The following is a 25,003-nucleotide window of genomic DNA, read 5'->3' on the forward strand; positions in this document are numbered from 1 at the left end:
TTGATTTATACGTCTAATGTAATTAAGTTACGACCTTGCATTTCTGTAGGAACCGGAATGTGCATTAAGCTGAGTAGCGTTGGTGCGACATCAGCCAATACGCCACCTTCAGCGATGGTTGCTTGCGTTGGTCCTACATAAATGAACGGCACGAGCTCTGTGGTATGCTGAGTATGTACCTGACCGCTATGATAATCCTGCATTTGTTCAACATTACCATGGTCAGCTGTAATTAACATATGACCTTTTTGTGCCATCACCGCTTCATAGACACGGCCTAAGCATAAATCAACGGCTTCCACTGCTTTCACCGCAGCATTAAACACGCCCGTATGGCCAACCATGTCGCCGTTGGCATAGTTCACCACCAACAGATCAAACTCGCCTGAGTTAATCGCAGCCACCAATTCATCGGTTACTTCATATGCGCTCATTTCTGGCTTGAGGTCATAAGTCGCAACATTCGGTGAAGGAATCAAAATACGTTTTTCACCTGGATATTCATCTTCACGACCACCGCTAAAGAAGAACGTCACATGTGCATATTTCTCAGTTTCAGCAATACGCAATTGGGTTTTGCCAAGGTCTGAAAGATATTCACCAATCGAGTTTTTCAATGCTTCAGGCATATACGCTACAGGCGCATCAATACTAGCTTGGTAACGTGTCAACATGACAAATTTCGATAAGTTGGGTACGACTTTACGTGCAAAACCTGCAAAATCTTTTTCAACAAACGCTTTAGTGATCTCACGTGCACGGTCGGCACGGAAGTTCATAAAGACAATACTGTCACCATCTTCAACTTTCACAGCATCGCCAATACGTGTTGCTTTGACAAACTCATCCGACTCATCAGCCGCATAAGCCAGTTCCAAACCTTCAACTGCCGTAGCCGCAGTACGTGTAGCTTCAGACTCTGTGAGTAAACGATAAGCTTGCTCTACACGGTCCCAACGATTGTCACGATCCATCGCAAAATAACGACCAATCAAGCTGACAATACGTCCTTGATTTGGATATTGAGCAAACAATGCATCTAATTTTTCTAAAGAGGGTTGAGCACTGCGTGGCGGCGTATCACGACCATCTAAGAAGGCATGAAGGTACACGGTTGCACCACGTTTTAACGCAAGTTCAGCCATAGCCACAATATGATCTTCGTGTGAATGTACCCCACCTTCAGACAACAAGCCCATGATGTGTACCACACCACCCGCTGCTTTGGCTTTTTCAACAGCATCGACCAACACTTCATGCTCAAAAAAAGCACCTGTGCGAATGTCTTTGGTGATGCGGGTAAAGTCTTGATAGAGCACACGCCCTGCGCCCAAGTTCATATGACCCACTTCAGAGTTGCCCATTTGACCATCTGGTAAGCCGACGTCTTCACCAGAGCCTGAAATTAAGCTATGCGGATGCTTTGCTTCAATCGCTGTTAAATTTGGTCGATTTGCTGCTAAAAATGCATTGTCTTCGACCGCCTCACGATGACCCACACCATCCATAATCACCAATACGTGAGGAATTTTGCCAGCAGTTGCATCCGCCATAATAAACACTCTTTTTTGTCTACAAATTAATCGCTATATCTTACCGAATTTTCGGTCAAGACTCTATGCAGGCATGATGGTTTAACACCATCATTCGCATTGTTTTCTTCAATATCGTACAGTTAACGCGCACGTTGTAATAAATAACCGCCTGCTGTAAACATCAACAAGATCGGCACAAAAACAAACCACGCAGGTGATGGTGAATACACCAAACTTGCATACCCCAAGAAGTCTTGTAGGTAAAAGAATCCTAAACCTGTAAACAGTGCAATCACCAAACGAAAGCCCATCGACTGTTGGCGAAGTGGACCAAAAATAAAGGAACAAGCAATCAACACCAAGGCAATTAAAGCAAATGGAGAGGCCACTTTCTGCCAAAAAGCCAACTGATACGTTTTAGGCACTTGGCTGTATTCATGCATATAACTCATGAAACTGACCAATTGACTCGGTGAGAGATCTTCAGGATCAATGGTCACCATATGTACATATTTCGGTTGTAAAGCTAAGGCCAAAGGCATCTCAGTTGCTTTTTGTAAAGACGCATTCCCCGTTGCTAGCAAATCGACTTGTGCAGTATTCTGTAAAATCCAACGGCCATCTTGTACAAATTGCCCCTGTTCGGCATTCAATACCCCTTTTAAACGGGCATCCCGATCAAAGTCGACCACTTGCACATTTTTCAATTGACCTTGAGAGTTGGCATAATCGACATAAATAAAGCGTTGCCCTTCTCGCGTCCAATAACCACGGACTTCGCCCAGCTCAGCAGCCGTTCGATGACTTTTCACACTTTTGGCTTGCTCATTGGTATAGGGAATCACCCATTCACTTAAAGCAAAAGACAGCACCACTAAAATCAATGCCGAACGAATCACCCAACCGACGATCCGCCAAAGACTCACACCAACAGAGCGCATCACTATCAGCTCACTGTTCGATGCCAAAGTGCCCAAGCCCAATACAGAACCAATCAGTGCTGCAATCGGCAGAATTTCATACAAATATTGTGGTGCCCCCCATAGGACGTAGCGTAAAGCATCCAACGCCCCATACCCATCTTTGAGAGAGCCTAACTCACCTAAATAAGTAAACAGAATTTGTAGAACTGATAAAATGGCTGTGGCACCTATCATTGCCATCGCGGTGGTTTTGGTCACATGTTTTGCGACTATACGACGTGCGAACATGATTAAGACCCCGCTCGTTGTAATGTTTTCTTAATTTTGGGTGCAAGCTTTTGTTTACGAGAAAACAGTGCTGCTGCAATCGCATAAATCACCAAAATCAGTGGATAAGCCCAAATGCCCATTTCTTCTTTGCTGACCCGAGTTTTAATGGCCATTAACGCCACAATCAGACTGGCAAAAATCAGTAATGCTGGAAACAGCTTTAAATAACGCCCTTGACGTGGACTCACTTCAGATAAGGCTACAGCAAGCATCAATGCGACCACAATCGCAAAGGGCACAAAAATACGCCAACCCAATTCACTCGCCACGACAGGATCATTACGATTATCCCAAAGTTTCACAGTAGACAGTGCTTCAACATCAGCACTTTCAAACTTCGCTTCTTTATCATTTTCTAAACGTAGACGATAAGACTGAAACTCCGCTTGCGTATAACGCGGCTGTCCTGGATAAATTTCATAACGTCGACCCTGTACCAAGTCCACCACATTGGCAGGATCATTTTTAATTTCAACACGTGTGGCTTCTTTGGCCAAAATCATGACATCAGGCTTACCCTCTTTCTCAGCACGCTGATAAAAGAAAATATCTTTGAGATTCTTGCGGTCTTCCGACAAATCACCTGCATAAATAGTATAAGGGCCAGATGAAATGAACTCTTTAGGGCGAACCAGATCAAACCCTGTTCGTACTGCCTGACTGGTGGTGAGTTGTTCAAATTGACGAACACCCCACGGCGCCATCCACAACATTAAAATTGCTTGGACAGCAAGATAAACCACCGTAAGTGGAATCAGAAGCCGTCCTAACTGATTACGACTAACCCCACTACCATTAAGTACCGCCATTTCATGATCGACATATAAACGACCAAACACCAGCATCAAACCAATGAAGAAGCCTAGAGGAAGTATGAGCGTTAAAAATTCAGGCAAACGATAGCCAATAATGCTAAATAAAATACCTGCATCCAAGCGACCTTGTGCGGCTACACCAAAATACTTGATCAAACGACCGCCCATCATGATCAAGGTCAATAAGGCAATCACAACCAAGGATGTCGACACCACTTGTTTGACCAGATAACGCCGAATAATCAAATTAATGCTTCCAAAAATAGGTGAATAAAAACTAGCGCTAGTTTACCCGAATAGTGAAAATATAAAACCTGTACTCTTGTTGCACTTTGCAACTCTATTCATGTTAATGTTTCAGTGGTTTAATCATTTTCAAACTTTATAAGGCTTAAATAAAACTTATGAAACTCTCTATTAATACGTCATTCGCAGAGAATACGTCTAGCCAATTTTTGTTGATATTAGTAGATTCTGAAAACACTCAACAGCTTACAAATAGTTATCAAATTAATGATTTAAACAACTTAGTTGAGGCAGCTCAGTTTAAAGCCGCTTTCAATGAAACCTTAAGCCTCATTGCTCAAATCCCAACAAGCCCAAATGCAGCATTGTTAGGAATTGGTAAAGCTGCTGAATTACAAACAGCAAAACTGGCTAAAGTTGCACAAACTATTATCAAAGCTTCACAAAAAAAATTCAAACACATCAGTATTGATCTTTCAGCCCTCCCGACTGAATTGCATTATTTATTTGCCCTCAGCTTGACGCAAGCAGCGTATGCTTTTGACGAATTCAAATCGAAAAAAACAGAGGCTGTGCTTGAACACATTAGCTTCATTGCAACCAACTCGACACTGAATGATGCACAGCTCAAGTTGATTGAAGCAGTGCAATCAGGTCAAAGCTTTGCACGTGACTTAGGTAATCGTCCGGGCAATATCTGCTTCCCTGAATATTTAGCTGAACAAGCTTTAGCTCTAGCAGCCCAATACCCTGACCTGCTCCGCGTTAATGTCCTCGATGAACAGCAAATGGCTGACTTGGGTATGCACTCTTTCCTTGCGGTGAGCAAAGGCTCAGATCGCCCAGGCCGTATCATCACGATTGAATATCAAGCAGACCGCCCTGAGGCACCTGTGGTCTTAGTCGGTAAAGGCATCACTTTCGATACAGGTGGTATTTCACTCAAACCAGGTGCAGGCATGGATGAAATGAAATTCGACATGTGTGGCGCTGCCTCGGTTTTAGGTACCCTCCGGGCTCTTTGTGAATCAGGTTTAGCCATTCATGTCGTAGGTACGATTGCTGCGGCTGAAAATATGCCATCAGGTAAGGCTACGCGCCCAGGTGACATTGTGAGCACCATGAGTGGCCAAACCGTTGAAATTTTAAATACTGATGCTGAAGGTCGTTTGGTGCTGTGCGACACCTTGACCTATGTCAAACGTTTTAATCCCGAACTGGTGATTGATATTGCAACCTTAACAGGTGCTTGTGTCGTTGCACTCGGTTCTGTACTCACAGGAATGTTTACTCCTGATGATGAATTAGCAGCAGAATTATCCAACGCAGGTCAAAACAGCTTTGACCGCGTCTGGCGCATGCCGGTGATTGATGATTATCAAGAACAACTCGACTCCCCATTTGCCGATATTGCCAACATTGGCGGGCCTAAAGCTGGTGCTGTGACGGCGGCTTGCTTCTTGCAACGCTTCACCCGTGATTACCGTTGGGCGCACTTAGACATTGCAGGTACAGCATGGAATTCGGGCGCCAATAAGGGTGCAACAGGGCGTCCAGTGCCTTTACTAATGCAATTCTTAGCCAACCGTGCGCAATCTAATGGCTAATATTAGCTTTTACCTGTTTGAACAAAGTCCTGAACGACAAGTCGAAAGTGCTTGTCGTTTATGCCGAAAAATCTTGCGCCAACCAGAGCGAATCTGGTTGTATGCAAGTGACACTGAACGACAGCAGCAATTAGATGAACGGTTGTGGAGTTTTGATCGTACAAGCTTTATTCCGCATGGCATTGATCAAATTGAGGCTCGAATCTGTATTTCAGGCCAACTGCCCGAACAATCCGATTGGATTGTGTTCAATTTTAACGATCGAGCTATTGAACAGTTCGAAAAATTTAGCCACATTATAGAAATTATTGAAAATAACGAGTCGGCCAAACAACAAGGTCGTGAAAAATTTAAACAGTATCGACGTTTAGGTGTAGAAGCTCGAACCTTCAAGCTCTAAACCTTTCCACCGTTGACATAAGGAGATGCGTAGTGGCATTGAATGTTGGTCCAGATTTTAAACAGCGCTGGTTAAATGTCCCTGATGCTGTTCGTCAGGCCTTTATTGATGACCTGAGTCGCGTCTGTGATGTACTCAAACCTGAAACAGGTTTACACAGTTGGATTGAACAAGACCAACGCGCTCAAGCCGTCTCTACCCAAAAAATTGAGCAAGCCTATGCTGACCTGAAAGCACAGCTGATTGAAGAAGCGCGAATTCGTAAGCAAGAAGCGTTGGAAAAATCCCTGGCAGATAAACGTGCTGCACAGGAAGCTTATGCTGAAAGCCTGAAAAAAGATGAAATTCGTCAGTTTAATGAGCAAACGCAAGCGTTGAATGTCATGCGACAAAGCGTTGATCAGGAAATTTCAAACTATACTGCACGCTATGAAAAAACACCTGAGCACGCACTGGATTATGCCAAAGCTAAGCTCAGCATTAACGATGCACAGGTTTTATCTGAACTTGAAAGTGTCCGTTTACGCTTGGAACTTGAAGCGGAAACCTTAATTGAGGAATCTGTGACCGCCTACCGCAGCAAGCTGAAAGCTGCGGCACAAGAAGAAATTGATTATATTCTGAAAAACTCAAATTTCTCAGATGAGGTGGTATCCAACACTGCCGAATAAGTGACCCATTCATGTAAACTCACTTCGGTGAGTTTCTTTATATGTCTGCATCACGCTCTCCATTGTTAGTCGTTAAGCGAACACCCCAACCATGAACGATAAAGTATTACCCACACCATAACCAATCGCCAACAAACTGGTGATCCAAATCAAACCACCTGTGACGTTGTACCACATAAAACTACTCAAACTCATATGTCCTGCACCTGCTGCAAAAGGAGCAAATGAACGGACAAAAGGAATGAAACGTGCTACTAAAATGGTTTTACCACCATGCTTTAGGAAGTACTGATTGGTTTTCACCATATATTCAGGTTTCAACCAACGTGAATGTTGATGTGCAAACTTGAAGCCTAGTTTTTGGCCCGTATAATAATTGACACTATAGCCCAATACCGCAGCAATAATCATCAAACTACCCATAGTATGGATGTGAATTAAATCTGAGCTTGAACACAGTGCACCAATGGCAATTAATAAACTGTCACCAGGCAAAAAGAACATAAAAACGAAACCCGTTTCTGCAAAAATAATCAGAAAAAGAATCGCATAAATCCAAAGGCCGTATTCTGCAAGCAGTACGGGCAATAATTGTTCTAGATGGAGAAAAAAATCAATCATTGTCACGTATCCGTGCAATAAACTGCGTACTATCTTTCATCATACTCAATTGCTTACCTATTCATTTCAAAAGAAAAACTCCCTCATTTTGGCAAAATAGGGAGCTCATCTTTTGTCTATTCTTGCTGCAATCTAAACGATTTTTCTATTTCAAGAAACCATTTTGTGCCAAAAAGTCTAAACTAATTTTAGATTGTGGGGTAGTTTCAGCTGCTTTATCACCCATCATCAGGCGTTCGATGTAGCGTGCTAACACATCTACTTCAAGGTTCACTTTACTGCCTGACTTCCACGTTGCAATATTGGTTCGTTCCGCCGTATGCGGAATTAAATTGAGACTCAAAATATGCCCACGTAAATGGTTAATGGTCAAACTAATGCCATCAACTGTAATCGAACCCTTTTCTGCCAAATAACGGGCAATTTCAGGCGGTGCTGTGACTTCAAAATACAGCGAGCGTGCATCTTCACGTACAACGGTAATTTCACCCACCGCATCGACATGCCCTGACACAATGTGTCCACCAAAGCGTGTGGTTGGCAACATCGCCTTTTCTACATTGACCCGTTGCCCCACTTTCCAACTACCCAGTGTGGTTCGGTTCAGACTTTCACGCGAAACATCTGCAGCATACCAATGCTCCCCCCAATCAATCACCGTGAGGCAAATACCGTTGGTGGCAATCGAGTCACCTAAATGTACATCTGACATATCGAGGTCAGTACCAATGCGTAAACGCACGTCACCACCGACATTTTGCAGGCTTTCTACAGTGCCTAGACTTTCAATGATCCCTGTAAACATGACTTATTTTTACCTCAATCTTCTTACCACAGTGCCAACTGCGTGGTGACTCCAGATGTATCGACCCCGCCCAATTCTGCATAATGGTATAATTGCCCAAGTAACTGTCGAATTGGTGGCCCTGACTTGGCATGGGTATCGGTGATCACAATAAACTCTAACACACGTGCGCGCTCCGACTGGCGTTGCTTACTCACGCGATAACGAGGTACATCTTGTGTCAATAAAGTCACTCGCCCACGCTCTAGATTCGCCTTGAGCAAATCACCTGCTTCAATATTACCATCGGTTGAATAGCTGGTTAAAATGTAACGTGCATTGATGGTCGAAAGTAACTTCTCATAAGCTTCTTTGGCATACTTAGAAGAGTTATATGGGCTCGGACGTTCTTTACGCCATGCACGGTCGATCCCGCTTTTAAAGCCTTTGGTATCAGGTGTTGGTAAATCAACCTGATCCCATAGCGTTAAAGCATTCAACACATGATAATTACTGCTGTAGGCATGCTGGTTATAGGGTGGGTCTAAATACGCCACATCGACCTCAAAACCACTCATTTGATTGGCCAAATGTTGTGCATCGACACACCACATTTCCGCCGCAGGTTTTTTCGGGTCACCCACTTCACAAAAACGGCTCGGCGTTAACCAAAGCAAGGACTCAATCCGCTCTAACGCTGTTTGAGTTTTCCCCCCCCAACCGTGGTGGAAGCTTTTAAAGACGCCTGAAGTATTGCTGACAAAACTGGCAGAGTACAGTAGCGGCGCCAACAGTGCTGACATTTCCACATCATCAATAGCACCCTGTGCTTGCCAAGTCGCAATTTGCTGACGAATCGCATCAATACGCATGCCGTTGCGACGCTTAAAGAACAAACGGTCACGGCTCGGATCATAAATTTCATCATTACGCGGACACAGATTATGCGTCACCCAGCCTTTCACTTCAGGCAGGCGATTTAAATAATCAATGGCTTTTTGATAGCCACCCAACTCTTTAAATGCAGGTGCATCAACGCAAGATAACACGGCATTATTCAGAGCATGGCTATACGGTTCCCAGTCATTGGCAATCACCCGATAACCATTTTGGCGTGCCAAACGTGAGACCACACCTGAGCCTGCAAAGAAGTCTGCAAAAATAGGCGCACGGCCATCTGTACGGTTTAACGTTCCAGTACTCTCAAGTGCTTCTAAAATCAGATGCAACAGACGGCGCTTATTCCCCAAATATGGAACAAGTTGATGAAATAGGTATTCATCTGTAGTACGTGCCGCATGACGACGTTTATGATAAACCGTAGACTCTGAACTCATAATGACTCTTGAGATGGAATAAGCGTTAAGCGCACATCATCACCCAATCGGGTAACATCCAGCAGCTTAAAGCGGAGTTGCTCTGCCATCTGAGAAAACTCAGCATTGAACATTGCACGTGCAGACTGACCCAATAAGGTCGGTGCTACATAACTAATCATTTCATCAACCAACTTTTCTTGTAAAAAAGCCGTCGATAACGTTGCACCTGCTTCAACCATGACATCATAAATCTGATGTGATTGAACCAACTGCTTTAATAACTGATCTAAAGGCTGTACAGCAAACTGCAGCACGCCTAAATCGGCTAATGCTTGACGATAAGGCCCCATCACCATTACGGTATCAGGTTGTTGTAGGATCTGGGCAGTCAAAGGTAGACGTCCTTGACGATCTAAGATCAGACGTTTTGGCTGTATCACAGTATTAATATCAGCTACACCCTGAAGCTCTCTCACATTGAGTTGAGGATCATCGGTCAATATCGTTTCAATCCCCGTGATCACGACACCAGAAATGGCACGAAAATGCTGAACATCTAAACGTGCTGCTGAGCCTGTAATCCATTTTGACTCACCCGACGCCATCGCGGTTCGACCATCTAAACTAGAAGCAACTTTTAAACGCACATAGGGCATGCCTGTTGCCATGGCTTTTAAAAAACCCGAATTCAACTGATGCGCTTCGGCTTGGCAAGTACCAACCTCAACCTCAATACCTGCTTCTTCTAAAATTTGAACGCCTTTACCTGCCACTAAGGGATTGGGATCTGGACAGGCAATCACAACACGTGCCACCCCTGCCTCAACCAAACCTTTAGCACATGGCGGTGTACGCCCATAATGCGCGCACGGTTCTAAGGTCACATAAGCGGTTGCACCCCGAGTCTGTTCGCCCGCTTCACGCATGGCAAAAACTTCTGCATGGGGTTGACCTGCTTTAGGATGATAACCTGTGCCTAGTAACTGTCCATTTTTGACAATGACACAGCCTACATTTGGATTTGGTTTAGTGCTGTATTGACCTTGCATTGCTAAAGCAATCGCTTGTTTCATCCAAGCTTGGTCAGCTTGTAAAGAACTGGACTGTAATTCAGACATGGATGAAAACTCGATTAATGTTCACGTTGTTGCATTTGTTCAATTTGATGACGAAATGCATCCACATCTTGGAAATCTTGATAGACTGATGCAAAACGCACATAGGCAACATGATCCAGTGCAAATAAAGCCTGCATCACAATTTCACCAATGGTGCGAGACTTTACATCGCGCTCACCTAAACGGCGAATTTGCAGTTGAATATCACTCAAAACGGTTTCAATCTGCTCTTGGGTCACTGGACGCTTTTGTAAAGCATGCATCAAGGAACGACGCAGTTTTGCTTCATCAAAAGGTTCACTTTTTCCATCAGACTTAAGCACACGAGGCATAACCACTTCATAACTTTCAAAAGTTGTGAATCGTTCACCGCAACCAATACATTCTCGACGACGGCGAATTTGACAACCCTCAGCGGCCAAACGGGAGTCGATCACTTTACTGTCTTCAGCGTTGCAAAATGGACAATGCATAGTGGTTAAATTGAACAAATTTGAATGGATTTAAAGTGTAGCAAAAATTCTGTGTTTTGTAGAGTTTTACGCTAGATATAGAAAAAAAACAGCCCTTTCGGGCTGTTTCACACAATATATTGATTATACTGTTTATTTATTATTCTATTGCTTAGTCAACACGTTCACCATGTTGGCTCAAGTCTAGACCCATGCGCTCATCATCAGATTCAACACGAATTCCAATCACAAGGTCAATCACTTTTAAAATGATGAAAGTTAATACTGCTGAGTACGCAATTGTTGCTAATACGCCTTCAACTTGAACCCAAAGTTGATGCATGATATCCGTCGGTGCTTTATCACCCATGATGAAATCGCTAGCAAAGAAGGCCGTTAAAATTGCACCCACGATACCACCCACACCATGTAGACCAAAGGCATCCAAAGAATCATCTGCTTTTAATATACGTTTCAATCCGCTAATGCCCCAGAAGCACACTACACCACCAATAAGGCCCATAGCTAGCGCGCCACCTACAGTGACAAAACCTGCTGCTGGTGTAATCACCACAAGACCAGCAACTGCACCTGATGCAGCGCCTAAAACAGAACCTTTACCACGCGCAACTTTTTCAGTAATTAACCAAGAAATTGCTGCTGCAGCCGCTGCCACTTGAGTCACAAGTAATGCATAACCTGCAGAACCGTTTGCACCCAATGCAGAACCACCGTTAAAGCCAAACCAACCTACCCAAAGTAAGCTTGCACCGACCACGGTTAAAGCCAAATTGTGCGGAGCCATTGATTCACGACCCAAGCCCATACGCTTACCGAGCATATACGCTGCAACTAGACCCGCTACACCTGAGTTAATATGAACAACCGTACCGCCTGCAAAGTCTAGAGCACCATCATGACCTAACCAACCGCCACCCCATACCCAGTGGGTAATGGGTGCGTAGACCACCACAACCCAAATCGCAGTGAATGCAACAAATGCGCCGAATTTCATACGTTCAGCAATTGAACCACTGATAATTGCAACCGTGATGATGGCAAAGGTCATTTGGAAAATGACGAATAAAATCTCAGGAATTGTCCCCGTTAACGCATCGGTAGTAATGCCTGTCAACATGAACTTATCTAAACCACCGATAAAGGCATTGCCTTCACCAAATGCTAAAGTATAGCCAATTACAACCCATGCAATACTTACTACAGCTGCAGCTACAAAGCTATGCGCCATCGTACTTAAAACGTTTTTCTTACGAACCATACCGCCGTAGAACAACGCTAAACCAGGAATAGTCATCAGTAAAACGAGTGCCGTAGAAACTAAAATCCACGCTGTATCACCTGTATCTAATTTTGGTTCTTCTTCTGCAGGTGCTGGCGCTTCTACTGAGGCAGTAACGGCTTCTACCGCTTGTGCTGCTGGGGCAGCAACATCCGTTGTTTCAACCACTGTGACTTGTTCTGATGGAGTTGGCGCTGTTGCCGCTTCTTCAGCCCATGCAACAGAGCCACCTAAAAGTGCGCTAGATAAACCCAACGCGAATAGCATCTTTTTCATTCGTATCCCCCAACCTAATTTGTGCGAGTTATGTGTTACTCAGCAAACTTCATGCCAAATTAAACGGCATCAGCACCTGTCTCACCTGTACGAATACGGATGACTTGTTCTAAATTCGTTACGAAAATCTTACCGTCACCAATTTTTCCAGTACTAGCCACACGAGTGATTGATTCAATTACCGCATCAACCATTTCATCGCTGATTGCGATCTCAATTTTTACTTTTGGTAAGAAATCAACGACATATTCAGCACCACGATAAAGTTCAGTATGACCTTTTTGACGACCAAAACCTTTGACTTCAGTCACGGTGATCCCTTGAACACCAATTTCAGATAGTGCTTCACGCACATCATCCAATTTAAACGGTTTTACAATTGCAGTTACGAGCTTCATGTTTGTTTTCCTTCGGCTTATTTCACCAGTAAGGTTTTATGTTCAAATTTCATGCCAAAAATTCTTAGGTTGGGGGAGAAAGAAAGTCTGACATGAGTTTTCTTTATACCCTATTCTATACATTTAAATGCGTTTTGAGCTTCAAAATTCAGGTTTTTTAGTCGAAGATTTAGAATTTTTTACAATCCATGAAATCATATTTCATCTGAAAGGCTATAGAGTCAGAAGCAGCAATGGTACACTGCTGTCACTTCTCCAACCCATGGATATAGAAATGATCGAAACTTTATTACAAGCCATACTGGAACAAGTCGACCAACCTAAAAAAGACTTAGAACACAATCTTCGAGCATTATTAAACGAAGCAGTCACCAAAATGGATTTAGTCTCAAAAGATGAAATTGAACGTCAACGAACTGCACTAGACAATGCAAATTTACGCTTAACTGAATTACTTGCACAGGTTGAAGCATTAGAACTACGCATTCAGAACAAAAAATAAGCACCTGCTTGGTGCAACAGAAGACACTAACGAATTAAAATAATGCACTATAATGGAACAAAATATGTCTTTTGCCAAAATTCACACTCGAGCTTTGCTCGGATTATATGCACCATCCGTTGAAGTTGAAGTTCATCTCAGCCAAGGACTTCCTTCTCTAACCATTGTGGGGCTTCCTGAAGCAGCCGTTCGAGAAAGTAAAGATCGAGTCCGCTCTGCCATCATTAATAGTGGTTATCAATTTCCGACAAAACGCCTCACCATCAATCTTGCTCCCGCAGACTTGCCCAAAGACAGTTCACGACTAGATTTACCTATTGCACTGGGTATTTTAATTGCCTCTGGTCAGCTCCCCGAACACGGGACTGAAAATTTTGAATTTATTGGTGAATTGGCACTCGATGGGCAATTGCGACCCATTTCGGGCACTCTAAGTATTGCGATAGCTTGCCAACAAGCTGGGCATCAACTGATTTTACCTGAAGCCAATGCGCAAGAAGCCTCTCAATTGCCCAACTTCCAAGTGTTTGCAGCGCAACATTTAAAACAAGTCTGTGCGCATCTGTCGCAAAACCATCTTATCCAACAGTTTCAGCCCGCGGCGCTAAAAACCTCTCAGCATTACAAATTTGATTTGGCGGATGTTAAAGGCCAACTACGTCCAAGACGTGCTTTAGAGATTGCGGCAGCAGGTGGACATTCCTTGTTGTTTAAGGGGCCTCCTGGGACAGGGAAAACCCTATTGGCATCACGTTTAGCCAGTATTCTACCGCCCTTAAACACGCAAGAGAATTTGGAAGTGGCGAGTATTTACTCGGTGGCCAATCATCAACATCCTTTTGGGCAACGTCCCTTTCGCGCACCGCACCACACGGCTTCTGCTGTTGCCTTAGTCGGTGGCGGGTGTCATTTACAAAGAACTCTGCGACGTTACAAAAAACTATACGACAACAAGTATTAAGCTAATCATCCATAGCGATGATAAACCGATCATTTTCCACCTTTTCTGCTCTTTTGTTGTACATATAGTTGAGTCTTAGAATCAAACCATCTTGAGAAACTCCCCCGATTAATCAGAACTTAATTGTAGACTTACTTTATCCAGAGATTATATTGCTGAATATCCCCTAAAAACTGCTTTGTGCAACAAAGACTTTACAATCTAAAGTTACAGAATCTGAACTAGCTATTAAAATATATGTTTTTAGTTGAGATTAAAGTTCTAGAAAAAAATTAATTTTCAATCTCTTGGAAAAAATCTTCTTATCTATCATATAATAAACCGATATGACTATAACTTTATGGTCTAAGTAACTATTTACAAATTCATATCTTATTCATTAGATATAGTTCGAGATGTCAAGAATGTACAATATTTTTTTAAATAATATTAAGAATGCAAGAAAATTAAAAACAGAGAAAAATATTTCCGATATAAGTCTTAGTATTTTTAGAATGCTCATTCAACATATTTGTATTTCAAATGCAGAATACATAAATATTTTAGCTAAGGAAAGCTCAGGAAATATGTCTAAAATTGACATAGACTTTAATGTTTTATCTAGAGCATCGGATGGCACCTGTGTCGAATTTATTACCAACTCATTAACATTAATTGCTAAATTAAAAAATAATTCAATAGCTAGATTTTTTTTCGAAGATAAGGATATCTCCAATGAACCTGCATTAGTTGAATGGCTTCAAAAAAATGAAATATCATTAAAGAATATTTTACATACCTATGTAGAAGATAGGAATGACAGTATTTTTGGTCATGGTATTTCTTCAACTAACTTATTCTTAGATTTAGATATTATTGAGTATATCCTAGAAAAACTAAAATTTTTTTTACCAGAAAGTAAAGAAGATGATTTATTATACTTTCCTAAAAATTTCAAAGTGTCAGATCCAATACAAACATTAAGATTATTTGATGGCAATCCTACATGCTACCGTATTATAAAAAAAACTAATAATGGTAAAGTTAAGGTATCGGTTAAAATCCAGAAGACAGCTACAACTGCCATAGATAATTCTTATGAAGTTCCAAATAAAATATTTAATATATCAACAAAGAAAGTATATGGAATTTATGAATATAATGACTGGAATCCATTAATCTATTTACCTGAAAGAGCCACTTCTATTTCAGATTTTACCGGACGCAAACAAGAAATAAGTGAGTTAATTGATTGGTTTAATGATTCAGAGGACTCAAAAAGATGTCTTATTTATGGAGATGGAGGTATTGGTAAAACTACTTTAATTTTAGAATTTTTACACCGAGTACTGGAAGGCTCTATAGAAGTTGAATGGAAACCTAGCGTCATTACTTTTTATACGGCTAAAAAAACTCGATGGGGTATATATGGCCTAGAATCCTTAACGAATGATAGTGTGGGGGTGGCTGATGTCGCACTACATATTGCTCAACTACTTGAAGAAAAACTCGATAATAGTTGGTATCAAAAAGATACAGAAACTGTAATAAAAAAATTAAGAGGTTTATTAGATCAACAGAAAATTAAAAAAGATGAGCATCTTATCATCTTAGATAATACAGAGACTATGGCCGAAAATGATGAAGATATTTTTAACTTAGGCAAACAAATAAATTTATTGTCCCGTTATGCAGGGAGAGTCATTCTTACTTCCCGTCGAACAGAACGTTTAGAAGCACGCCCAATTGAAACTACTAAATGGTCCGATGAAGAAGGAGCTGAATATATTCAGAAGAGAGGAAATGTTTTAGGTATCGAATCGATAAATAAAGCTGGTCTACCAACTCTAAGAAGAATAACTAGAGAGTTGAATAATAAGCCTTTAATATTAAATGTCTTTACTCAGTTTGCTAATGAATTACAAAGCTCACTTGATAGTGCTCTTGATAAAGTCAAACGATTACAAGAGAGAGACTTAGGAAAGTTCTTATTTTCTGATGTATGGGAAAGATTTAATGAAAAGGAAAAACAGTTCCTACTACTTTTAACTCATTTTGGACCTGATCATGATCAATATTTTATGCAATTAGCATCAGAAAAAGCCAATTTAACGTTTTCCTTAGCTCAAAGTACCTTAGAAGGTAGTAAAGGTATTTGCCAACTTAGCAGTATTGATGGCCAACTCCAGATAACGTTCAATAATGACTTCATGAAGTTTTGCAAAGATAGAACTATAACTATTGATAAACAAACTCACCCTCTTAAAAAAGATATTGAATCTATCGAAAGCAAATATAAGGAATTTTTGAAGCATATAGAAATTGAGATATCAGATAATGAACAAAAAGCTTATTTAAGTAGATTTGCTAAAGCAGCTAGGAAGTTCTTTAATGAAGGTAATAAAACAAAGTCTCTCGAATTTTATGAACTAGCAATAGATGAAGACCCTACGAATATTTGGCTTCTTGAAAAATATGCTAATACTCTATTTATATATAAAGAATTCCCTTTGGCTTTAGAAAAAATTAATAAAGCTACAAAAATTGATTCTAATCATTTAGAACTTCAATTTACCAAAGGAAAAATCTTATCACGCATTAAAAATAAAAGTGAAGAGTCTATTAAATGTTTGGATTTAGCAAAAAAATTAGGTAAGCCTCTACATTTATGTGAATTACAGAAGGTATATGCTTATTTATTATTAGGAGATTCAGAAAATGCATCTATATCTCTAAATAGAGCTAAAGAAAATATACCAAAGGATTCTTACTATTCAAAATTCAAGTCTGAAGCAGAGCGTTTAGAGAGAAAATTAAAACACCATACGTATATTTGAAAAGAATATAATTCTTTATAACCCTAAACCTAGATAGAAGAGTTACTATTAACTATCTAGGTTTTCACTCAACTTATAAATCATTATTTATGCAAAAACCTAGCATTTGACCATAATTGTGTTGAATGCGTCTCTCATGTACAACTTTACATAGTCAAATATAGCCTTAAGTTTTAAAAAGCTTTAGCCATATCTTTTGAATTTTTAATTAAATTTATTTTCTACTGCTAATCCTCTATTGCATGTTCTTGAGGAAGTTGATTCAAATGCTGTACCATAAAGAAATACTGCCCATGTAAAGTATGGGTAACCAAACTAGTTATTGGCTTACGCATACTTGGATCTACTAACTTAATTAATTCGTTACTATCATAAGTGCGTGTCTTAAGTAGCTCCTCTGGCAGAATATTATTACTATTTAAGTTCTTAACTAATAAACCTACATTTTTTTCATCACCATACACAGAAAGGCTAATTCCGTAATCTTCTCGTGCAGTCATTACAAACACACCAGATATATGTTTATATTCGTCTGATTGAAATTTAACTGTTGATACAGAGCTGCCATTATCTTTAAATACATTAGTTCTTGTATTCCATCTAAGTTGATAAGGCTCCGTTGGGGATTCAGGAGGCTGCCAATATGGCCTGTCTAACCCTAATAAAGCTTCTATAACAAGTGGTAAGCCACTTGACCCTTTTTGTACCTCTTCAGTTAGCCCAACCATATAAACATCTAGTGGATAAAACAATGAGTCATTTACAACAATTATAACTGGCTCATCTTCAGGAATTATTTTGTCCTCAATATAACCTTTTATAATATTAGCCTTAGTTTCTATAACCCCTGTCATTTTCAACAACGCTAAAGAACTCTCTCGAAAACGAGTTTCATGTTTTGGGAATAACCGTCCTTGCACATCTTCTAAAATTTGAACCATTTCATCATTTGGATTCGGCGTAACAACTTCAAACCAAACCGTTTGTCCGTTTTTTGTTGCTTTGAAATCAGGTCCAAAATCTTTACTGCTCAATTCAAATCCATCTCTTAAAAGACGGTCAGCCACAATTAATTCACCCAATCTTTGATGATATTGTTGTTCTAATAAAATAGCAGTGTCGAATTGGGTATCATTAAGTTCATAACCATAAAAGCGTTCTGTTAATGCTTCAAGATTTGTGAGGGCTAATTCAATTAATTCTTCACATCCCGGATAACGCATAAGTAAAATTTTCTTCCACTTTTCCAACAGAATATCTAGAATCTTACATTTCGCGTCTTTAATCATTATCTCCCTCCCAAACAATCAAAATTGACTTATCCAAAAGCTCCAGATCGCCCTTAAACCTGATTTTAACAAGAATAAATTACTTTAAAATCTCCCAAAATAGCCGAAGAAGATTTAATAAATATACCTACTCTAAATAGTCAAAAATCAAACTTGCCCTCATAAGAACATTGGTCATTTTCTATCTTTACCAAAATATTCTAATGCTCAAATTTTGATATAAGACTCTATAGTGAATTTAAAATTCTTCAAATAAAATGTAAAATCAAAAACACTATATGTTGTGCCAATAATATTAAACAACCACTACATAAAGCAATATAAGATAAAAATAAATAATTTAGGAATAATTTGAGGAAAAATTTGCATCCCGTTTTCCGTTCAGTTATCATCCATTTAACTTGATCTGTAAGTCAATGATCTTGGAGGTGAATATGACTCATTTCAATCCTGATATGCTTAGTATTGCACGAAACTTTCGTGGTCTTAGTCAAACTGAACTAATTGCTGAAATGGGACAGTCTATTACCCAGGCTTCATTATCTAAAATTGAAAGCGGGGACTTAAAACCCTCCGATGAAGTTATCCATAATCTATCTAATGCCCTACATTTCCCTATACGATTTTTCGAACATATTGAAAAGCTAAATGCACTGCCAATTAGTTTGCATGCATACAGAAAAAAAAGCTCTACTACAGCTAAAGCATTGAGCCGTATGAATGCTGAAATGATGTTAAAAATGGGCCATGTACAAACATTAGAATTGTTCACAAATGTGCCAAAAAGAAAAAATTCCTTACCAACTTTTAAAATTGGCCTAGATGTAAACACTCCTCAAGAAGCGGCTAAAAAGCTTAGATCATTGTGGGCGTTAGGAAATGAACCTCTTGAAAACCTAACTGCCACTGTGGAAGATGCAGGGGTTTTAGTCTTTTTATGCGACTTTAAAGATAACAATGTTGATGGCGTATCCTTAAAAATGCATGGTGTGTCTCCATGCATATTTCTAAATGCAAACCAGCCAAATGACAGAATACGGTTCACATTAGCACATGAGCTTGGGCATTTGGTCCTCCATGAAGAGCCATCTGAGTTCATGGAAAAAGAAGCAAATGACTTTGCTGCCGAATTCTTAATGCCGGAAGAAAAAATTATTGATCAATTAGGTTCAACCAATTTAGCTCATTATCTAAGACTTAAAAAGGAATGGAAAACCTCAATGGCAGCCTTAATCTATAGGGCGTCAGAGTTAGGAACTATAACTTCAAGTCAAAGTGCTAATTTATGGCGGCAAATGGCTATGCGTGGTTATCGTAAAGTTGAACCAAATGAATTGGATCGAGAAGCGACATATAGAGTAGCTTCAATGCTCTTTGACTACGCAATAGATGCAAAAAAAACATCAACATCTGTCATTAGTGAGTTATCTCAATTATTTGACTTATATGAAGATGACTTTAAAAAACTTTATTATTTTGACCTAGATTCAATGGAGACAATTGAGATGGTTTCATAAATTAAAAAGCCGACTCTATTGGATAGAGTCGGCTTGATAGATTTTCACACAGGAAAGGCATACGGCTCTAAGCCCCTACGCATACCTCATGTTAGATCTGGCTGTCAGAACCCCATTCTAACATTTAGGCCCGTAAATCTCAAGATTTACCCGCTTATTTTGGTATGCGCCCTGAAAAACGAGCCACCAAAATAGGAGGGCTAACAATGCCTACCGAAAATCAAGACTTCGTGTTTTGTAAATCTTATCGCCATAAATCTGGAAAAATTATTGTCCATCCAACTGGATATTTTAAATTTCCCAGAACTCGGCCATTGAAAGAAGAAAAGGATACTATCCGTAATAAAAAATCGGATGATCCTGATAACTCAAACTCAATATCGTAAACAAGGTTAAATAACCTACTGCTATGCAACAAAGTTCACAGTAGTAGGTTACTTAATTTTTCTGTTCGCACTTAATTTTATGCCCATTTTAGTACATGGGCTCAGAGAGAATTATGACAACTCAACAGCAGTTTCTTGACCTACTTTCCGATATTGAACCATCTACAACAACGGTTAATGATTGTTCAAGCGCACATAATACGCTTCGTGATGCTTTAAAAGTGCATAATGAATTCAGCAAAGTACATGTGAATACGTTCTTATCAGGTTCTTATAAAAGAAATACGGCAGTACGTCCGACTACCATAGGCGGCATCACACAAAGGCCAGATGTAGATATTATTGCCCTTACAAATCACACAATTAACGATGATCCTCAAATTGCCCTTGATGCAGTACATACAGCATTAAAGGATATTGGATATACCGATCTTACAGTTAACCGTCGTTCAGTAAATGTTAAGTTGAAAAAAGTTGATATGGATGTTGTCCCTATCATTTCAGACGGATATGGCGGCTATCTGATTCCAGACATTCATCTTGAAGAATGGCTAGTTACCAACCCCCCAGCCCATACCGAGTGGACTGTTGAGGTGAATAAAAATGCAAATGGTCGATTTAAGCCTCTTGTGAAGCTATTTAAATGGTGGCGTCGTGAGAACTTGTCTGATTTAAAACGACCAAAAGGCTTCATTTTAGAATGCCTAGTTGCCAAGCATATGAATTACTACGAATCCAACTATGAAAAGTTGTTTGTTTATCTTTTAGAAACGATCAGGGATTCTTATAGGGCTTATGTGTCACTAGGCATAATTCCACATTTAGAAGATCCTGGTGTTGCAGGCAATAATGTTTTTTCTGCGGTCACTGCAGATGAGTTCAAAACTTTTTATGAAAAGGTAGAAGAACAAGCTGCTATTGCACGAAACGCCTTAAATGAAACAGATGATGATAAAGCATTAGCCCTATGGCGGCAGGTTCTGGGTAATCGTTTTCCACGTTCAGCATCACACAAAAGTGCAAACTCTGCTGATATGGCCAGCTCTTTAATCCGTTCTGCTCTAGGTGCGGGATTAACATTTCCATCAACCCCTGTTTATCCAAATAAACCAGGAGGCTTTGCATAATGGAACTACTAAAAACACCATTAGAACGCCTAGCTCAAGAACAGCAGTTATTGACTGATCTTGAAAATGAGAAAAACAGTTTTAAGATTCAGGAGTGGAACTCAACAGACACTAATGAACTGCATTTGAATTTCTCTCTTAAGATAGGAACTATAGATTTTAATGGTGTTTTAGTATATCCAGAGCTTTTCCCAGAGCTACCAGCATATATACGCCCACAAAAATCTGGTGAAAGATGGAGTATTTTGCACCAATATGGTGGTTCAGGAGTGCTGTGTCTAGAATATGGCCCAGATAATTGGAATACTAATATCAGTGGAGTGGATCTAGTTAGAAGTGCCCAGCTTCTTTTATTAATAGATGCAATGACTGTATTGGAGATGAATGTAGAACCTGTACCCTCTAGACATTCTGAAACAATAGGTCAAAAATTAAGAGGTGTTTCAGAAAGGTTCATTGAAACACCTATGTTACGTCACATACTCTTGGGTAGTGACTCTGAAAAAATGGACTTTAAGGTTGCCATCTCAAGCTTTCGAGACAAAACCGTTATTGTTCCAACAAATATTCAGAACAAACCTCTATCTGACATCGTACCATCATTTTCTAATGAAAGATTTGAATTGTCGGGATGGGCAATACGAATTGATTCTGTTCCTCAATTAAAGGAATCCGTAAATGACCGAGTTTCATTAGAATCCTTTTTAGGCAATTTATGGCCTGCTCAGGAGGAATTCACAAGTTCCATACAGCCTATATTGTTATATGACTTAAAGGGTAACTTGGAACTATTCTTGATTAATAATACAGCATCACTTTTCGTAAGTTCTCCTGCTATTAATCTACATGATGATCAGAATCAAAGATTGCCAACAAAATTTAACCATCTCAATGATACAAGGATAGCAATAGTAGGTCTTGGATCGTTAGGAAGTAAAATTGCAATTTCACTGGCACGGTCAGGCTGTAAAAACTTTCTACTTATTGATGATGATATTCTGGCCCCCCACAATCTTGTCCGCAATGAACTCAACTGGTTAGATGTTGGCTTTGCTAAAACCCATGCTGTTGAAAGAGCATTAAAACGAACTGCATTAGACATGCAAGTTGAAACATATGAAATGCGAATTGGTGGACAAGAAAATCCTCATTTAAATTCCAATATCGCTAATGCCATTGCCACATGTAATCTAATTATTGATGCGACAGCAAATTCACATACGTTCTTAACATTAGCTGCAATTGCTAAAAGAAAACATATTCCAATGGTATGGGGTGAAATCTTTGGTGGCGGTGGTGGAGCAATGATGGCCCGTAGTCGTCCAACGTTAGACGCCTCTCCCTTAGAACTTCGCAATCATATTTATGGTGTCTTACAAACGTTGGAACCAATTCCAGAAGGCAAAGTTAATAATTACGGCCTTCAAACACAAAACCAAACATATATTGCATCAGATGCAGATGTAACAGCTCTTGCAGCGTCTATGACGCAGTTCACATTAGATACTTTATGTACAATTGATGAGCAATCCTCTTATCCATATTCAGCATATTTAATAGGGTTCCGTAAATATTGGATATTTCAATGTCCTTTTGATACTCATCCTATCGACTGTTCAGGTGCTTTAGTAACAGAATCTCCTACGGATAAACAGATATCTGAAAGGGAAAATGGCAATTCTATTGAAGAGCCTGAACCGATGAAAGGTTAATACTGATGCTGAAAATATCCATTCCTACTGACATACAAATTTTACTGATAAAAGCCCTGTTAAAGTCTGGAACCCACGAATGTGGCGGTGTTTTAATGGGTGAGCATATAGGTACAAACCATTTTAGAGTTAGCTCATTAACTGTTCAAAAGAGTGGAACGATAGCATCCTTTGTACGTGGAATTACGGATGCTATTAAAGCAATCCACCTTTTTCATAAATCAACAAACAATAATTATCAAAAATTTAACTATTTAGGTGAATGGCACAGCCATCCTCTCTTTAGTATACAACCCAGCAGTAAAGACCATCACACCATGAGGGAATTGGTGTCCGATCCAAAAGTTGGTGCAAATTTTGTAGTCTTGCTGATTTTCCATTTAAAAAACAATCATCTTGAGGGTAGTGCCCACACCTACCTACCAGATGGTTCCTGTTACCCATCCACCCTAGATTTAGAGAGATAATAATGAGTGCAAGTCTGTTAGAAAAACAATCAACTGGTGGTGCAATTGCACGAGTAGGGTTTGAATATCAGGATGCTTTTGTATTAAAAAACATGCCACTATGGCTATCTGAAAGTGCTTTTAGTCACATTGTGAGTGAATCAATCGGTGATGTTGAGGTTTGCTATTTCTCTTCAGAAGAAGATTTACAGCGCGTCATGTATGAAGCCAAAAATCATTCGCTGTCTTCCACAGATTTCTGGAAAGAAATTAAGCGCTTCAAGGAGGCCTTTGATATTCCATCAAGTGAATATACTCGCTTTGGTTTAGTATGCCCACTCTATACCTCTACAATTCACCCATTTCTTGCCCAGATTGAGAGAATTAGAGGTGTTGGCTCTTCATACAGTGCAGACTCTGTGATTTTACAAAAAAGTCGTAAGGATATTATTCAGTGGTGTAGCGATAAGGGATTCGAAACCTCACTTGCTGAGTTTGCACTTGATCATGTTGATTTCCTGTCTTTCAATGCTGAAGATAGCGACTCTGTATTTATAGGCGAAATAGAAGAGAAATTATCTAATATCGAACTCACTACACGTAAAGCCAAACAGTTAAGAGATCAGTTTAAAAACCTGATTTCTCGTTCTTCTTTTGGCCCAATACATCGCAAAGACTTTGAAAATTTTATTTGCCATGCTCTTGAAGAAGATAGAAGCCAATGGCTATCAGATCCTATTAAAATTAATCTTTCAGCGTCATCTAGTCAGTACCAAGACTTAAACTTAGATATTCGTGATTTCAATAGTCCTGATCGTGCCCAAAAAACCTCCAGCGACTGGAACAACCTAATCAAAAAAGCAGTATCGATTGGGGATTTCATTCATAGCAGTGGTGACCGTAGAACCCTCCATATAGATGGCAAACAAAGAATGTCCACTGCATGTATGCTTGGCTATATATTTAGCGCCACACGTAATTTCCTACTTGAAATAGAGCATAATGGCCTCGCTTATCGCACTGATGACCATAAACAGAAAGAGGGACATTTTTTTACTAAAATTGATTCTGTTGAACTACAGGGTGAAACTGAAGCCATAGTCACTATCGGATTTCCTACAGCTATAGGTAAAGACATTGACACTACAATTAATGAAGTAAAAAACTTACCTAAACTGAATTTAGAAAGTTCTCATACCATTAATAATATGGAAACTCTAAATCTGGCTGTGAGAGAGGCAAAATCTGCTTTAGTTTCATTTAAATCCGAAAATAAGTTATCTAAATTACACCTCTTTATTAAAGCACCCTCAGTTTTTGCAATGGTCTTGGGACATCGCTTGAACGGTGTTTGTGATATCCAGCTTTACGATTGGGTAGATGGGCAATATATCCCTACAGCCGAACTGAACGTATAAGAAGAATTGACTAGTCGATAATATTACCAATAGA

General features: G+C 39.9%; 23 protein-coding genes. 12 read left to right on the forward strand and 11 right to left on the reverse strand.

All coding sequences use genetic code 11. The features are described 5' to 3' along the window. Nucleotides 1-5: 5 nt before the first annotated feature. The 3 genes from gpmI to lptF form a co-directional block, all read right to left on the reverse strand. Entirely contained in the window at nt 6-1,553 is a 1,548-nt protein-coding gene (gpmI, locus tag B4F08_RS01440) for a 2,3-bisphosphoglycerate-independent phosphoglycerate mutase (protein WP_151706534.1), read from the reverse strand. Between the two features lie 122 nt (nt 1,554-1,675). Further along, entirely contained in the window at nt 1,676-2,746 is a 1,071-nt protein-coding gene (lptG, locus tag B4F08_RS01445) for an LPS export ABC transporter permease LptG (RefSeq protein WP_086209776.1), read from the reverse strand. Between the two features lie 2 nt (nt 2,747-2,748). Then, complete coding sequence (gene lptF, locus B4F08_RS01450) at nt 2,749-3,849, reverse strand: LPS export ABC transporter permease LptF (protein ID WP_086209777.1); 1,101 nt, start codon at nt 3,847-3,849, stop codon at nt 2,749-2,751. 158 nt (nt 3,850-4,007) lie between these two features. Between lptF and B4F08_RS01455 the strand changes: the two genes are divergently transcribed. The 3 genes from B4F08_RS01455 to blhA are packed head-to-tail and all read left to right on the forward strand — an operon-like array spanning nt 4,008 to nt 6,527. Then, nucleotides 4,008-5,456, forward strand: coding sequence for a leucyl aminopeptidase (locus B4F08_RS01455; RefSeq protein ID WP_110974816.1), 1,449 nt, complete (start codon nt 4,008-4,010; stop codon nt 5,454-5,456). After that, nucleotides 5,449-5,856, forward strand: a complete 408-nt coding sequence (locus B4F08_RS01460; protein WP_110974817.1) for a DNA polymerase III subunit chi — start codon at nt 5,449-5,451, stop codon at nt 5,854-5,856. Before B4F08_RS01455 ends, B4F08_RS01460 begins: the two co-directional genes overlap by 8 nt. Nucleotides 5,857-5,888: 32 nt before the next feature. Next, nucleotides 5,889-6,527 carry a cell division protein BlhA gene (gene blhA / locus B4F08_RS01465; RefSeq protein WP_291372663.1) on the forward strand — a complete coding sequence of 213 codons (639 nt, stop codon included), beginning with the start codon at nt 5,889-5,891 and terminating at the stop codon, nt 6,525-6,527. 72 nt (nt 6,528-6,599) lie between these two features. Here the strand turns inward: blhA and B4F08_RS01470 are convergent, their stop codons facing one another. From B4F08_RS01470 to glnK, 7 genes are all read right to left on the reverse strand, one after another. Beyond that, on the reverse strand, nt 6,600-7,148 hold the full coding sequence (locus B4F08_RS01470) for a VTT domain-containing protein (protein ID WP_110974819.1): 549 nt from the start codon (nt 7,146-7,148) through the stop codon (nt 6,600-6,602). A 145-nt stretch (nt 7,149-7,293) separates the two neighbouring features. Continuing rightward, nucleotides 7,294-7,953: a riboflavin synthase gene (locus B4F08_RS01475; protein WP_291372666.1), complete on the reverse strand. Its 660-nt coding sequence runs from the start codon at nt 7,951-7,953 to the stop codon at nt 7,294-7,296. Nucleotides 7,954-7,976: 23 nt separating this feature from the next. Beyond that, nucleotides 7,977-9,269, reverse strand: coding sequence for a DNA adenine methylase (locus B4F08_RS01480; RefSeq protein WP_086209783.1), 1,293 nt, complete (start codon nt 9,267-9,269; stop codon nt 7,977-7,979). Then, the gene (gene ribD, locus B4F08_RS01485) at nt 9,266-10,369 is read right to left on the reverse strand and encodes a bifunctional diaminohydroxyphosphoribosylaminopyrimidine deaminase/5-amino-6-(5-phosphoribosylamino)uracil reductase RibD (protein WP_291372668.1); all 1,104 of its coding nucleotides are present in this window, start codon (nt 10,367-10,369) and stop codon (nt 9,266-9,268) included. The genes B4F08_RS01480 and ribD overlap by 4 nt, the downstream gene beginning before the upstream one ends. A gap of 14 nt (nt 10,370-10,383) precedes the next feature. Beyond that, entirely contained in the window at nt 10,384-10,842 is a 459-nt protein-coding gene (nrdR, locus tag B4F08_RS01490; RefSeq protein WP_086209785.1) for a transcriptional regulator NrdR, read from the reverse strand. Nucleotides 10,843-10,993: 151 nt separating this feature from the next. Then, nucleotides 10,994-12,397, reverse strand: coding sequence for an ammonium transporter (locus tag B4F08_RS01495; RefSeq protein WP_086209786.1), 1,404 nt, complete (start codon nt 12,395-12,397; stop codon nt 10,994-10,996). A 59-nt stretch (nt 12,398-12,456) separates the two neighbouring features. Then, a complete protein-coding gene (glnK, locus tag B4F08_RS01500) occupies nt 12,457-12,795 on the reverse strand; it encodes a P-II family nitrogen regulator (protein ID WP_004281042.1) in 339 nt (112 codons plus the stop codon). Nucleotides 12,796-13,069: 274 nt separating this feature from the next. Here glnK and B4F08_RS01505 point away from each other — a divergent pair, with 274 nt between their 5' ends. The 3 genes from B4F08_RS01505 to B4F08_RS01515 all read left to right on the forward strand — a co-directional run bounded on the left by B4F08_RS01505 (nt 13,070) and on the right by B4F08_RS01515 (nt 17,074). After that, nucleotides 13,070-13,297, forward strand: coding sequence for an accessory factor UbiK family protein (locus tag B4F08_RS01505; protein ID WP_086209815.1), 228 nt, complete (start codon nt 13,070-13,072; stop codon nt 13,295-13,297). Between the two features lie 64 nt (nt 13,298-13,361). Then, on the forward strand, nt 13,362-14,258 hold the full coding sequence (locus tag B4F08_RS01510) for a YifB family Mg chelatase-like AAA ATPase (protein ID WP_291372677.1): 897 nt from the start codon (nt 13,362-13,364) through the stop codon (nt 14,256-14,258). A 404-nt stretch (nt 14,259-14,662) separates the two neighbouring features. After that, nucleotides 14,663-17,074, forward strand: a complete 2,412-nt coding sequence (locus B4F08_RS01515) for an AAA family ATPase (RefSeq protein WP_291372679.1) — start codon at nt 14,663-14,665, stop codon at nt 17,072-17,074. 227 nt (nt 17,075-17,301) lie between these two features. Here B4F08_RS01515 and B4F08_RS01520 read toward each other — a convergent pair whose 3' ends face one another. Beyond that, entirely contained in the window at nt 17,302-18,363 is a 1,062-nt protein-coding gene (locus tag B4F08_RS01520) for a hypothetical protein (RefSeq protein ID WP_291372681.1), read from the reverse strand. Nucleotides 18,364-18,797: 434 nt separating this feature from the next. On the opposite strand from B4F08_RS01520, the gene B4F08_RS01525 reads away from it, so the two are divergent. From B4F08_RS01525 to B4F08_RS01545, 6 genes are all read left to right on the forward strand, one after another. Further along, nucleotides 18,798-19,880, forward strand: a complete 1,083-nt coding sequence (locus tag B4F08_RS01525) for a helix-turn-helix domain-containing protein (RefSeq protein ID WP_291372683.1) — start codon at nt 18,798-18,800, stop codon at nt 19,878-19,880. Nucleotides 19,881-20,086: 206 nt separating this feature from the next. Beyond that, nucleotides 20,087-20,266 (forward strand): hypothetical protein, encoded by a 180-nt coding sequence (locus B4F08_RS17205; RefSeq protein ID WP_001141891.1) that lies wholly within the window; start codon nt 20,087-20,089, stop codon nt 20,264-20,266. A 113-nt stretch (nt 20,267-20,379) separates the two neighbouring features. Continuing rightward, the gene (locus tag B4F08_RS01530) at nt 20,380-21,393 is read left to right on the forward strand and encodes an SMODS domain-containing nucleotidyltransferase (RefSeq protein WP_291372685.1); all 1,014 of its coding nucleotides are present in this window, start codon (nt 20,380-20,382) and stop codon (nt 21,391-21,393) included. After that, on the forward strand, nt 21,393-23,105 hold the full coding sequence (locus B4F08_RS01535; RefSeq protein WP_291372687.1) for a ThiF family adenylyltransferase: 1,713 nt from the start codon (nt 21,393-21,395) through the stop codon (nt 23,103-23,105). The genes B4F08_RS01530 and B4F08_RS01535 overlap by 1 nt, the downstream gene beginning before the upstream one ends. Nucleotides 23,106-23,110: 5 nt before the next feature. Beyond that, entirely contained in the window at nt 23,111-23,572 is a 462-nt protein-coding gene (locus B4F08_RS01540) for a Mov34/MPN/PAD-1 family protein (RefSeq protein ID WP_291372689.1), read from the forward strand. Between the two features lie 2 nt (nt 23,573-23,574). Then, nucleotides 23,575-24,969 (forward strand): dsDNA nuclease domain-containing protein, encoded by a 1,395-nt coding sequence (locus tag B4F08_RS01545; RefSeq protein WP_291372691.1) that lies wholly within the window; start codon nt 23,575-23,577, stop codon nt 24,967-24,969. Nucleotides 24,970-25,003: the final 34 nt, after the last annotated feature.

Source organism: Acinetobacter sp. UBA6720 (assembly GCF_002454215.1).
GTDB lineage: Bacteria > Pseudomonadota > Gammaproteobacteria > Pseudomonadales > Moraxellaceae > Acinetobacter.